Origin of the sequence: Rathayibacter tanaceti (genome assembly GCF_009834165.1) — a bacterium.
GTDB classification, from domain to species: Bacteria; Actinomycetota; Actinomycetes; order Actinomycetales; family Microbacteriaceae; genus Rathayibacter; species Rathayibacter tanaceti.
This window is the reverse complement of sequence record NZ_CP047186.1, coordinates 849,015-861,559: the sequence shown is the minus strand read 5'-3', so window position 1 is coordinate 861,559 and position 12,545 is coordinate 849,015. Positions and strand designations below refer to the sequence as shown.

Here is a 12,545-nt window from a genome sequence, read left to right as displayed (position 1 = left end):
TTCTGGGCGCAGAGGCCCTCACGCCGGCGATCAGTACGCTCCGTCGCGGGCGAGCACGGCTCGCGCGGTCTTGAAGAGGATCACGACGTCGCCGGTCATCGACCAGTTCTCGACGTAGTAGAGGTCGAGGCGCACGGTGTCCTCCCACGACAGATTGGAACGCCCGCTGACTTGCCAGAGGCCGGTGATGCCCGGCTTCATCAGGAAGCGGCGGTGCACGTGCTCCTCGTACTGCTCGACCTCGCGCGCCAGCGGCGGGCGGGGGCCGATCAGCGACATGTCGCCGCGGAAGACGTTGAGGAACTGCGGCAGCTCGTCGAGGCTGAAGCGTCGGAGGAACGCTCCCACGCGGGTGACCCGCGGATCCTTGGCCATCTTGAACAGGATCGTGTTGCCCTCCGCCCGCTGCTCGGAGGCCAGCGCGGCCAAGCGGGCCTCGGCGTCGACGACCATCGAGCGGAACTTGAGCATCTCGAACGTCGCGCCGTTCAGGCCGATGCGCTCCTGACGGAACAGCACGGGTCCGGGACTCGTCGCCTTGACCAGCACGGCGACCACAACGAGGACCGGTGCACTGAGCAGGATCAGCATGGTCGAGGCGAGGATGTCGAACAGCCGCTTGGCGAAGCGCTGACGACCGTCGAAGCGCGGAGTCTCGACGTGGATCAGCGGCAGTCCGGCGACCGGGCGGGTGTGGATCCGGGGTCCGCCGATGTCGGTCAGGCTCGGCGCGACGACCAGGTGCTCGCGCCCGGGCTCGAGAGTCCAACTCAGCTCGCGGATGCGCTGCGGGGCGAGCTCGTCCGAGCTCGTGACGACGACAGTGTCGGCCCCGGTGGCGTCCATCACAGCGCGCACGCCGTCGACCCCGGCGAAGCCGTGGACCGCGAGGCCGGAGAGCTCCGGCTCGTCGCGCAGTGCCTCCGCGCCTCCGACCGAGGTCGAGACCGCGCCGACGAGCTTGTAGCCGGCCTCACTCCCCCGGCGCAGCTCGCGGGCGGTGTGCAGCACGCTCGCGCGAGAGCCGAGCAGCACCACCTGGCTCGAGAAGCGGCCGGACCGGCGCTGGCGGGTGAGCCACGAGCGCCAGACCACGCGCCCGACGCAGATCAGCACGATGCCCGCGGGGAACGCCGTGATGATGTAGCCGCGCGCCAGCAGGATCTGCAGGAGGTAGGCGATGATCGCGACGATGCCGAACAGCCAGATCGAGGCGTCGACGACCCGGCGGTACTCGACGTAGCCGGTGCCGACGATGCGGCGGTCGCGGGTGTCGAACACCTGGAGGGCGAGGAGCCAGCCCACAGAGAGCCCGACCGACACCCACGTGTAGCTGATGGCGATGTCTGCGGGGTTCTGGAATCCCACGTCCGAGTTCAGGTTCAGGTCGAACCAGTACAGCTGAGTGCCGAAGACGGAGAGGATGATCGCGATCACGTCGGTGATCAGCAGACGCCGGCGGTAGTCCTGCTCCCACGACGGACGGCGCTTCGGCGTGGTCCCCTGCGCCGTCATCGTTCCCCCCGCCCTGTCCTGCTGCTGTGCCGAAAGGCGTAATTCCGTTTCCGGTGATGTCACTTCGCCAGGCTACCCACTTCCTCGTTTCCGATGGGTGTCGGAGAGGCGAGCGTTCCTCCCCGGGTCATCCGCGGAGCCGTCCGCGACTCTCCTGGAGGTAGCACGCGCCGCAGAGAGCCTCGTAAGTCACCGCCGCTCCGTCGATCGCGACCTGATCTCCGTCGAACACGAACCGACCGTCGAGCACGCGCCCGTTGAAGATCGCTTTGCGCCCGCACCGGCAGATCGTCTTGAGCTCCTCGAGGGCATGGGCGATTTCGAGCAGCCGGCGGCTCCCCGGGAAGGCCGCAGTACGGAAGTCGGTGCGGATGCCGTAGGCGAGAACGGGGACGTTCTCGAGGATCGCGATGCGGAGCAGATCGTCGACGTGGGACTCGGCGAGGAACTGGGCCTCGTCGACGAGCAGGGCGCTCACGTCGCGCGCCGACTCGGCGAACACACGCTCGCGCGCGGCGGTGAAGACGGCGACAGGATCGCCGTCGGGCTCGAAGAGGATGTCCACCGGACGGGTCGCACCGAGACGCGAGACGATGAGCGCGTCGCCCTTCGTGTCGACCGCCGGCTTCGCGAGCAGCACGCGGTGGCCGCGCTCCTCGTAGTTGTGCGCCGCCTGGAGGAGCGAGGTGCTCTTGCCGCTGTTCATGGCGCCGTAACGGAAGTACAGCTTGGCCATCAGGTCTCCTCGGGGCTGGTGCGGAGGCGGCTGCCCCGATGCGGGTCGACGGGGCTCACGGGAGGAGCCCGTCCTCGCCGGCACGCCTGATGAGGTCGGCGCGCCGGCCGGCGGGGCGCCCTGCCGCGCTGTACTTCCGGCGCACCCGCTGGAGGTAGGTCTTCGCCGTCTCGAACTGCACGTTCATCTTCGCGGCCACCTCGGGAGTCGTGGAGCCGGACGCGTAGAGCCGCAGCGCCTCCAGCTCTCCCGCGCTCAGCCGCGGGCGCTGCTGGGTCGCGACTCCCGACGGCAGTGGCCGCCACTGCGCCGCGGAGACGTCGGCGGAGCGCATCTCGAGCGCAGCCCGGGTCTGCTCCATCACGTCGCGCATCGGCCGAGACTTGGCGAGATGCCGCAGGGCGCCGGCCCGGAGCGTGCGCTCGTGGATCTCGTCGTCCTCGCTCTCAGAGAGGACGACGACCGCGGCGCCCGCCGCGCGGCAGGTGCGGATCCGTGCCTCGATCGAGATCGGCTCGCGGACCTCGACGTCCATGATGACGACCTGGGTGGGGAAGACATCGCTCGTGACGAGATCAGGCCAGGTCGCGGCTCCGATCACCAGCTCGAAATCGGGTGCGTGCGATCGGATCCACGTGCTCATCGCAGCGAGGAGGTCCTCGTGGGTGTCGAGGAGCCCGAGCCGGACCGGCCTCCGGGCCTCGACATCGAGGCTCCCGGCCGAGGGGCCCGACGCGGAGGAGCCGGGCGCGGGCTCACCGGAGCGGGTGACCATGCCGACGATCCTACTGGCGGGTGGTCGAGCCGCCGGCTCAGAAGAGGGTCGGCTGGCCGACCCCCGGCAGGAGCGCCGCCTTGTCGGGACCGAGCTCTCCGATCAGCAGGCCGTCGTGCTGCAGCGCGTTCCGCTCGCCGCCGAGTGTGCGCAGCGTGCCCAGCGACCCGAGAGCGGAGGAGCGGACCGAGCCCGTGGCGGGATCCTCCTCGCCGCGCTCAAGCCCGTGATCGCGCATCAGGGGACGGATGCGTGCGGACAGCCAGCGGCGGTACTCCTGTGGCGCGTAGACGGCGCGGCCGGGGTAGAGCGAGCGGTAGCGCTCGAGCACCTCGGGGTGCTCGTGCGCGAGCCACTCGAAGAACCACTCCTTCACGCCGGGCTTGAGGTAGAGCGTCGAGTACATGATGCTGCTCGCGCCGGCGTCACGGCACGCACGCAGAGAAGCGTCGAGGTGGGCGCGCGTGTCGGTGAGGAACGGCAGGATCGGCATCAGGAACACCGAGCACTCGAATCCCGCCTCGCGCGCGGCCGTGACGGTCGCAAGCCGGGCCGCCGCCGTCGGCGCTCCCGGTTCGACGGAGCGCTGCAGGTCCTCGTCGTACACAGCGATCGAGACTCCGAGGTCGACCGGCACGTGCTCGGCGGCCTCACGGAGCAGCGGCAGGTCGCGGCGGAGCAGCGACCCCTTCGTGAGGATCGACAGGGGCGTGCCCGAGGCGGCCAGCGCCGCGATGATGCCGGGCATCAGCCGGTAACGACCCTCTGCCCGCTGGTAGGGATCGGTGTTCGTGCCCAGAGCGACGGGGTGCCTGCCCCAGCTCGGCTTCGCCAGCTCGCGCGTGAGCACCTCGGCGACGTTCACCTTGACCACGATCTGCGAGTCGAAGTCGCGACCGCCGTCGAACTCGAGGTACTCGTGGGTGGGCCGCGCGAAGCAGTAGGTGCACGCGTGGGTGCAGCCGCGCATGGGATTGATGGTCCAGCCGAACGGCATCTTCGACGAGGTGTGCACCCGGTTGAGCGCCGACTTCGCGAGCACTTCGTAGAAGGTGATGCCGTCGAACTCCGGAGTCCGCACCGTCCGCACGAGATCGGTGAGCGTGACGAGCCCGGGTAGCGCGGCCTCGTCCGCCGTGCCGATCGACTGCCCGCTCCACCTCATGAAGCTATGAGAACATATGTTCGAACGACACGCCCGGGGATCGTCTAAACGGAGGCGGAGAGGTCCAGCGTCCGAGCGGTCGCTCCCACGGTGGTCTCGGCCTTCTCAGGAGCGTCGTTGAGGGTCGAGCCGTAGCTCGGCACCAGAGCGCGGATCCGCGGCTCCCACTGCGCCATCCTGCCGGGGAAGCACTTCTGCACGATGTCGAGCATGATCGGCACCGCGGTCGACGCACCGGGCGAGGCGCCGAGGAGGCCTGCGATGCTGCCCTCGGCCCCCGTGATGACCTCGGTTCCGAACTGCAGCACTCCGCCCTTCGTCGCGTCCTTCTTCATCACCTGCACGCGCTGACCGGCGGTGATGAGGTACCAGTCCTCGTCGCGGGCGGCGGGCAGGAACTCGCGCAGCGCCCTCATCTTCTTGCCGCGCCCGGCCAGCACCTCGCCGATGAGGTACTTCATCAGGTCGAAGTTGTCACGCGCGACCGCGAGCATCGGGCCGATGTTGTGCGGCCGGATCGAGAGCGGGAGATCGAGCCAGGAGCCGCGCTTGAGGAACTTGGGCGTGAATCCCGCGTACGGCCCGAAGAGCAGCGAGGCCTCGCCGTCGACGATGCGGGCGTCAAGGTGTGGCACCGACATCGGAGGCGCTCCTACCGCGGCCTTGCCGTAGACCTTCGCGCGGTGCTTGGCGACCAGCTCGGGGTTGTCGGTGCGGAGGAACTGCCCCGAGATGGGGAAGCCGCCGAAGCCCTTGATCTCGGGGATTCCCGACTTCTGCAGCAGGTGCAGCGCTCCGCCGCCCGCACCGACGAAGACGAAACGAGCGGTGACGCGCTTCGGGGTGCCTCCGACGACCTGCTTGAGGTCGAGGCGCCAGGTGCCGTCCTTCTGCCGGGTGATGTCGGTGACCTCGTGGCCGGTGTCGAGCGTGCCTCCGTGTGCGACCACGTGGTCGAAGAGCTGACGGGTGAGCGAGCCGAAGTCGACGTCGGTACCGGCCGGCACTCGGGTCGCCGCGTAGGGGCCGCCTCCCGCGGGACGCTGCTCCATCAGCAGCGGCGCCCACTCGTGGATGGTCTTGATGCTCTCGGTGAACTCGATGCCGGCGAACAGCGGCTGGTCCTTGAGCGCCTCGTAGCGCTTGCGGAGGTACTCGACGTTGGCCTCGCCGTGCACGAAAGTCATGTGCGGGGCGGGATGGATGAAGCTCGACGGCTCGCGGATGTCGCCGGACTCGACGAGGCTCGACCAGAACTGACGCGAGATCTGGAACTGCTCGTTGATCTGGATGGCCTTGGCGGGGTCGACGGAGCCGTCGGCCGCCTCGGGCATGTAGTTCAGCTCGCAGAGGGCGGCGTGGCCGGTGCCCGCGTTGTTCCACGGGTTCGACGACTCCTGGGCCACGTCGCCGAGGCGCTCGTAGGCGGCGATGGTCCAGTCGGGCTGCAGCTGGGTGATGAGTGCGCCGAGAGTGGCGCTCATGATGCCCCCACCGATGAGGGCGACGTCGACCGGTTCCGAGGAGTTCACGAGAGTCGAGTTTACCGTCGCCGAAGCGCGCAAGGCTCGGTCGGGTACGAGCTTGCGCATCAAATTCGGGGCTTTTCCACGCGAGCGGGGCGAATCCGGAATGGGGCAGACCCTCCCCTCGCGTCAGGAGACGGGCTGCTTCGCCGCGATCAGCTCGGCGATCTGCACGGCGTTGAGGGCGGCGCCCTTGCGCAGGTTGTCGTTGCTGATGAAGAGCGCGAGCCCGCGGCCCTCCGGAGCGCCTTCGTCGGCGCGGATGCGGCCGACGTAGCTGGGGTCCTTGCCCGCGGCCTCGAGCGGCGTCGGCACCTCGCGGAGGACGACTCCCGGCGCTTCGGCGAGCAGCTCGCGCGCTCGCTCGGGGGTGAGGGCGGAGGCGAACTCGGCGTTCACCGACAGGGAGTGGCCCGTGAAGACGGGGACGCGCACGCAGGTGCCGGAGACCAGCAGCTCGGGGAGTTCGAGGATCCGACGACTCTCGTTGCGCAGCTTCTTCTCCTCGTCGGTCTCGTTCGAACCGTCCTCGACGAGGTTGCCGGCGAAGGGGATCACGTCGAACGCGATCGGCGCGACGTACTTGTCGGGCGCGGGGAAGGCGACCGCGGAGCCGTCGTGCACGAGGTCGAGCAGGTGCTCATCGGCGACGGCGGCGCGGACCTGGCCTGCCAGCTCGTTCGCTCCGGCGAGCCCGCTGCCCGAGACGGCCTGGTAGGTGCTGACGATGAGGCGCGTGAGGCCTGCCTCCCGGTCGAGGACCTTGAGGACCGGCATCGCGGCCATCGTGGTGCAGTTGGGGTTCGCGATGATGCCCTTGACCGCCTGGTCGATGGCGTGCGGGTTGACCTCGCTCACGACGAGCGGGACCTCGGGGTCCATCCGCCACGCGCTGGAGTTGTCGATCACGAGGGCGCCGGCCGCGGCGAACCGGGGGGCCTGCGCGCGAGATCCCGTGGCTCCCGCCGAGAAGAGGGCGATGTCGAGGCCCGAGGGGTCCGCGGTCTCGACGTCTTCGACGACCACGTCCTCGCCGCGGAAGGGCAGAGTGGAGCCGGCCGAGCGCGCGGTGGCGAAGAAGCGGATCGACGCAACGGGGAAGTCGCGCTCCTCGAGGAGGCGGCGCATCACCTTCCCGACCTGGCCGGTCGCGCCGACGACGCCCACGTGGAGGGGGGTGCTACTCATGCTGTGCTCTTTCGTCCGTGCGGCGCGCGGGCCGGTCTGGCGGAGGTAGTGAAGGAGAAGGTACCGAGCGGTCCGGGCCGACGCGCAGGCGCGGCCGGATCTCGCGGGTGGGTGGCCGTCAGCGGCCGGTTCCTGCGTAGACGACGGCCTCGTCGTCTCCATCGAGCCCGAACGCCGTGTGCACGACGCGCAGCGCCTCGTCGACGGTGTCGGCGCGGGTGACGACCGAGATCCGGATCTCGCTGGTCGAGATCATCTCGATGTTGATCCCGGCCTCGTAGAGCGAGCGGAAGAGCTTGGCCGAGACGCCCGCGTTGGTGCGCATCCCGGCACCGACGAGCGCGAGCTTGGCGATCTGATCGTCGTACTGGAGCGATTCGAAGCCGACCTCGTCCTTCTCGGCGTTGAGCGCCATCAGGACGGTCTGGCCGTCGGCCTTGGGAAGCGTGAACGAGATGTCGGTGCGCCCGGTCGCGGCGGCCGAGACGTTCTGCACGATCATGTCGATGTTCGAGCCGGTCTTGGCGACGATCGTGAAGATCTGCGCGGCCTTGCCCGGGATGTCGGGGACGCCGACGACGGTGATCTTCGCCTCGTTCAGGTCGGCGGCGACTCCGGCGATGATGGGCTCTTCCACGGCTTGTCCGTTCTGCTCGGCGCCGGCGGTCTCGGCGTTGTAGACGATGGTGCCCTCGTTCGGGCTGAAGGAGGAGCGCACGTGGAGCGTGACCCCGTGGCGGCGGGCGAACTCGACGGCGCGGATGTGCAGCACCTTGGCGCCGGCGGCGGCGAGCTCGAGCATCTCCTCGCTCGAGATGCGGTCGAGCTTGCGGGCGCGTTTGACCACGCGGGGGTCGGCCGTGAACACACCGTCCACGTCGGTGTAGATCTCGCAGGTGTCCGCGCCGAGTCCCGCCGCGAGCGCGACGGCCGTGGTGTCGGAGCCGCCGCGGCCGAGGGTCGTGATGTCCTTCGTGTCGCGGTTGAAGCCCTGGAATCCGGCGACGATGACGACGGCGTTCTCGTCGAGCGCCTCCCGCAGCCGCACCGGGGTGATGTCGACGATGCGGGCGGCTCCGTGCCGGGCGTCGGTGATCATGCCGGCCTGGCTGCCGGTGAACGAGCGTGCCTCGTAGCCCATGCTCTTGATGGCCATGGCCAGGAGGGCCATCGAGATGCGCTCCCCGGAGGAGAGCAGCATGTCGAGTTCGCGGGGCGCCGGCAGAGGAGTGACCTGGTGGGCCAGCTCGAGCAGATCGTCGGTGGTGTCACCCATCGCGGAGACGGCGACGACGACATCGTTGCCCGCCTGCTTCGTGGCGACGATGCGCTTGGCGACCCGCTTGATGCTCTCCGCATCGGCGACGGAGGACCCTCCGAACTTCTGGACGATCAGGCTCACGTGCTGCTCCCGGGTCTGTGGCTGGACCGCCGTCGCGACCCGACGGGCGAGTCTACCGGGCGGGTGCATGCCGACGGCGTCATGTTGCGTGCGTCGGCGGCGGGGTCAGTTCTCGATCAGGCGGCGACCTTCGAAGGCGCGGCCGAGGGTGATCTCGTCGGCGTACTCGAGATCGCCGCCGACGGGGAGCCCGGAGGCGAGGCGCGTGATGCGGATGCCGAGGGTGCTCAGCATTCGCGAGAGGTACGTGGCCGTCGCCTCGCCCTCGAGGTTGGGGTCGGTCGCGATGATGACCTCCTGCACCTCGCCGTCGGCGAGCCGCTGGAGCAGCTGGCGGATCCGCAGCTGGTCGGGCCCGATGCCGTCGATCGGGCTGATCGCGCCGCCGAGCACGTGGTAGAGCCCGCGGAACTCGCGGGTGCGCTCGATCGCCGGGACGTCCTTCGCCTCCTCGACGACGCAGATGACGGAGCGGCTGCGACGCGGATCGCGGCAGATGCCGCAGGTCGCCTCCTCGGCGACGTTGCCGCAGATGTCACAGAAGTGCACTCGGCCGCGCAACTCGAGCAGGATCTCGGCGAGACGGGTGACGTCGAACGTCTCGGTCTGCAGGATGTGGAACGCGATGCGCTGGGCCGACTTCGGTCCGATGCCGGGGAGTCGACCCAGCTCGTCGATCAGCTCCTGGACGATGCCTTCGTACATGCGGTCGCCTCCTCTCGGGTGGGACGGACGGGGGTGGCGACGGTGCGGAGCGGGCCGCGGCTCATGCGCCGGTCACGCGGGGACCGCGGGGCGTGTGCGGCTGCTCCTCGATGAACTGGGCGCCGAGGATCTCGCGCACCACCGCCTCGCCGTAGCGCTGTCGCCCGTCAGCCGTGGCGGCGCGGGTGGTCCGGGTGACGGGTCGGGCCGGCGGCGCGGGACGCTCGGGAGCGGCGCCGGCTCGCGGCGGAGCGATCGGCTCGGCGGCCACAGGCGGCTCGCCCGGAGGCGTCACCGTCGCCCAGGAGCCGGGCATCGGCGGCTCGACCGGCGGCATGTCCTCCTCCGGCGGCTCCTCGTCGAACGGCGGCTCGTCCGCTGAGGGGCGCTCCGCGGGTGACGGGCGCTCGGGGCGCGGCTCAGCAGCGGCGCCCGGTGCGGCGGCAGCGGGTGCGGCGGCAGCGGGTGCGGCGGCGGATTCGACCGCAGGAGCCGGGTCGGCGGGGATCGCGGCCGTCGCCCAGCCGTCGCCGTCGGTCGAAGCAGCGGAGGGAGCGGAACGATCGGAGGGAGCAGGAGCCGGCGGGGCTTCGGTGGCGGCGCGTTCGGCCTCGGGGGCGACGGCGCGCGGCTCCACTCGGGCGATGTACTTCACCCGCAGGCCGAGGACCTGCTGGATCGCCTGCCGCAGGTGCTCGCTGACGCCCGGCTGCCCCGCGGTGCCCGGCATCTTGAACGACTCGACGTCGTTCTGGCTCGGGAACGAGAGCGTGAGCACGTCGTCCTTGAGCGCCCGGACCTGTGCCGTGTAGGCGACCAGCCAGGCGGTCATCTTGGCCTTCTGGACGACCTCGAGGATCTCGGGCCACGTGTCCTTCATGCGCTGGAGGGTGACCGGCGCGTCATCGGAGGACGCCTCCGCGGTGCTGGCGGCAGCGGGAGTGGCGGGCTCCGCTCCCGGCGGGACGGGAGCCTCTGCAGGCGTCGGCATCCCCGTCGCCATCCCGGGCCGCACGCCCTCGGACGGCGCGGCGTCGGCCGGCGCGGGCTCGCCCGGCGCGGGCTCAGGGATCGCCACCGCGGGCGCCGAAACCGGCGCGGCGGCCGTCACGAGCGCCTCCGTGCGGGGAGCGGCCGCGATCGACTCGGGCACGGAGCCGGGGCTCGCGGCGTGCGAGGCGCGGTTCGGCTCAGCCTCGCGCGGCGGCTCCGATGCCGGAGCCGCGGGGCTCGCGGCGGCGGCCGACGGCGCGGGACGAGACTCGGCGACGTGCCGGGGCCGCTCCTCCTGCTGCGGAGCGGGCGCGATGCCGGCGCCGATGCCGTGGACGAGCGTGCGGGCGATCATCAGCTCGAGGTGGAGACGCGGCGAGGTCGCGCCGGTCATCTCGGTCAACGCCTCGTTGACCACGTCGGCGATGCGCGAGAGCTCGGCCAGCCCGAGCGCCCGCGACTGGCCGGCCATGCGGTCGAGTTCGTCCTGCGAGACGCCGCGCAGCACGGCCGAGGCCGCGCCTCCGGTGGCGGCGACGACGATGAGGTCGCGGAGCCTCTCGAGCAGGTCCTCGACGAAGCGCCGCGGGTCCTGACCGGTCTGGATCACGCGGTCGACCGCTCCGAACGCCTCGGCGGAGTCGTGCTCGGCGAGCGCGTCGACGACCTCGTCGAGGAGGGCGCCGTGGGTGTAGCCGAGGAGCGCGACGGCGCGCTCGTACTCGACGGTCTCGTCCTCGGAGCCTGCCATGAGCTGATCGAGGAGGGAGAGGGTGTCGCGCACCGAGCCGCCGCCCGCGCGCACCACGAGCGGGAGCACCCCGGCGGCGACCCGCACGCCCTCGCGCCCGCAGAGCTCCTGCGTGTAGTCGAGCATCTGCGCCGGCGGCACGAGCCGGAACGGGTAGTGGTGGGTGCGCGAGCGGATGGTGCCGATGACCTTGTCGGGCTCGGTCGTCGCGAAGATGAACTTCACGTGCTCCGGCGGCTCCTCGACGATCTTGAGCAGGGCGTTGAAGCCCTGGGGGGTGACCATGTGTGCCTCGTCGAGGATGAAGATCTTGAAGCGGTCGCGCGCGGGGGCGAAGATGGCGCGCTCACGCAGATCGCGCGCGTCGTCGACTCCGTTGTGGCTCGCGGCATCGATCTCGACGACATCGAGCGAGCCCTGGCCCTCGCGGCTGAGCTCGACGCAACTGTCGCAGACGCCGCACGGGGTGTCGGTGGGGCCGGCGGCGCAGTTGAGGCAGCGGGCCAGGATGCGAGCCGACGTGGTCTTGCCGCAGCCGCGCGGGCCGCTGAAGAGGTAGGCGTGGTTGACACGGTTGGTGCGCAGCGCCGTCATGAGCGGATCGGTCACCTGCGACTGGCCGATCATCTCGGCGAACGTCTCGGGCCGGTACCGGCGATACAGGGCTGCTACCACCCGACAAGAGTAGCCGCGACCTCCGACACCGGAGCCGGTCCGCCCGGGCCGGCCCGCGCGTACCCTCGGAGCCGTGATCGACCGGCACGCGCTCCCCCGCTTCGACGCCGTGCTCCTCGCGGGAGGTCGCGCACGCCGCCTCGACGGTGCGGACAAGCCGCTGCTCGTGCATCGCGGCACCACTCTGCTGGCGGCCGCGCTCGCGGCCGCACACGGTGCCGAGCGGACAGTGGTGGCAGGGCCGGTGCTGCTGCGGCGGTCTGTCGGCGGGGCCCTGCTGGTGCAGGATGATCCACCCTTCGGCGGTCCGGTCGCGGGTCTGGCCGCCGCCCTCCCAACGCTCGAACGCCCTGACGCACCGGAGTGGGTGCTCGTGCTCGCGACCGACCTCGTCGGTCCGGCCCCGGCCGTGCACCGCCTGCTCACGGAGGCCGCGCGCACGCGAGCCCAGTCCCTGCTCGCCGTCGACGCGAACGGCCGCACGCAGCAGCTCCTCGGTGTTCACCGGCGACGCTCGCTCTCCGAGGCGCTCCGCGGCCTCGACACCGTCGACGGAGCATCGGTGCGCGCTGTCCTCGCTGGGACGCGGATCGAGCTCGTCGGCGTGCCCGCCGGTTCCACCGACGACGTCGACAGCCCTGCTGACGCGCGGCGGCACGGCATCGACCTGCCGCGCCGCACGAACGAGAATGAGCGGATGGACGAGACGCGCGACGACCGACCCACCGACGATCTGCTCAGCACCTGGTGGGACGAGCTCTGCGCAGCGCTCGGCCTCGGTGAGGTTCCGATCGATCGCGACGCGCTGCTCGCGCTGGCGGGAGATGCCGCGCACGCAGTCGTGCGGCCCGCGGCACCGCTGACGACGTTCCTCGCGGGCTACGCGGCAGGCCTCCAGGGCGGGGGCGGATCCGCGCTCGACGCCGCCATGGCGACGTCCCGCGACGCGATCCGCGGGCGGGCGCACACCGCCTGACACGGTACTCCCCCGGTCTCGATGTCGCTCCAGGCGGTGGGCGTAGCGTTCTCGCGAGCCCCGACGTCGCGGCCGGTTCCGAGCGGCGCCGCGGGGGTCCCGCGGAGCGCGCGCCCCGCGGTCGTCCACGTGAAGGAG

General features: G+C 71.0%; 10 protein-coding genes. 1 reads left to right on the top strand and 9 read right to left on the bottom strand.

What is annotated here, in order from left to right:
- Positions 1–30: 30 nt before the first annotated feature.
- From GSU10_RS04095 to GSU10_RS04055, 9 genes are all read right to left on the bottom strand, one after another.
- Positions 31–1,515, bottom strand: a complete 1,485-nt coding sequence (locus GSU10_RS04095) for a sugar transferase (RefSeq protein ID WP_068210172.1) — start codon at positions 1,513–1,515, stop codon at positions 31–33.
- A gap of 127 nt (positions 1,516–1,642) precedes the next feature.
- Positions 1,643–2,251, bottom strand: coding sequence for a thymidine kinase (locus tag GSU10_RS04090; RefSeq protein WP_068210175.1), 609 nt, complete (start codon positions 2,249–2,251; stop codon positions 1,643–1,645).
- Between the two features lie 55 nt (positions 2,252–2,306).
- Positions 2,307–3,026 carry a helix-turn-helix transcriptional regulator gene (locus GSU10_RS04085; protein ID WP_068210177.1) on the bottom strand — a complete coding sequence of 240 codons (720 nt, stop codon included), beginning with the start codon at positions 3,024–3,026 and terminating at the stop codon, positions 2,307–2,309.
- A 37-nt stretch (positions 3,027–3,063) separates the two neighbouring features.
- Positions 3,064–4,191, bottom strand: coding sequence for an Rv2578c family radical SAM protein (locus GSU10_RS04080; protein ID WP_068210180.1), 1,128 nt, complete (start codon positions 4,189–4,191; stop codon positions 3,064–3,066).
- Positions 4,192–4,235: 44 nt separating this feature from the next.
- A complete protein-coding gene (locus GSU10_RS04075) occupies positions 4,236–5,783 on the bottom strand; it encodes a malate:quinone oxidoreductase (RefSeq protein ID WP_082845078.1) in 1,548 nt (515 codons plus the stop codon).
- A gap of 63 nt (positions 5,784–5,846) precedes the next feature.
- On the bottom strand, positions 5,847–6,905 hold the full coding sequence (locus GSU10_RS04070) for an aspartate-semialdehyde dehydrogenase (protein ID WP_068210183.1): 1,059 nt from the start codon (positions 6,903–6,905) through the stop codon (positions 5,847–5,849).
- Positions 6,906–7,023: 118 nt separating this feature from the next.
- On the bottom strand, positions 7,024–8,307 hold the full coding sequence (locus GSU10_RS04065) for an aspartate kinase (protein WP_068210186.1): 1,284 nt from the start codon (positions 8,305–8,307) through the stop codon (positions 7,024–7,026).
- A gap of 105 nt (positions 8,308–8,412) precedes the next feature.
- Positions 8,413–9,012: a recombination mediator RecR gene (gene recR, locus GSU10_RS04060; RefSeq protein ID WP_068210188.1), complete on the bottom strand. Its 600-nt coding sequence runs from the start codon at positions 9,010–9,012 to the stop codon at positions 8,413–8,415.
- Positions 9,013–9,073: 61 nt separating this feature from the next.
- Positions 9,074–11,431, bottom strand: coding sequence for a DNA polymerase III subunit gamma and tau (locus tag GSU10_RS04055; protein ID WP_132504478.1), 2,358 nt, complete (start codon positions 11,429–11,431; stop codon positions 9,074–9,076).
- Positions 11,432–11,504: 73 nt separating this feature from the next.
- Between GSU10_RS04055 and GSU10_RS04050 the strand changes: the two genes are divergently transcribed.
- Positions 11,505–12,407: an NTP transferase domain-containing protein gene (locus GSU10_RS04050; RefSeq protein ID WP_082845286.1), complete on the top strand. Its 903-nt coding sequence runs from the start codon at positions 11,505–11,507 to the stop codon at positions 12,405–12,407.
- Positions 12,408–12,545 lie beyond the last annotated feature (138 nt).

Bases quoted from the DNA above. Each gene is read 5' to 3' on its own strand.
- GSU10_RS04095 (WP_068210172.1), bottom strand. From the start codon at position 1,515: ATGACGGCGCAGGGGACCACGCCGAAGCGCCGTCCGTCGTGGGAGCAG.
- GSU10_RS04090 (WP_068210175.1), bottom strand. From the start codon at position 2,251: ATGGCCAAGCTGTACTTCCGTTACGGCGCCATGAACAGCGGCAAGAGC.
- GSU10_RS04085 (WP_068210177.1), bottom strand. From the start codon at position 3,026: ATGGTCACCCGCTCCGGTGAGCCCGCGCCCGGCTCCTCCGCGTCGGGC.
- GSU10_RS04080 (WP_068210180.1), bottom strand. From the start codon at position 4,191: ATGAGGTGGAGCGGGCAGTCGATCGGCACGGCGGACGAGGCCGCGCTA.
- GSU10_RS04075 (WP_082845078.1), bottom strand. From the start codon at position 5,783: ATGCGCAAGCTCGTACCCGACCGAGCCTTGCGCGCTTCGGCGACGGTA.
- GSU10_RS04070 (WP_068210183.1), bottom strand. From the start codon at position 6,905: ATGAGTAGCACCCCCCTCCACGTGGGCGTCGTCGGCGCGACCGGCCAG.
- recR (WP_068210188.1), bottom strand. From the start codon at position 9,012: ATGTACGAAGGCATCGTCCAGGAGCTGATCGACGAGCTGGGTCGACTC.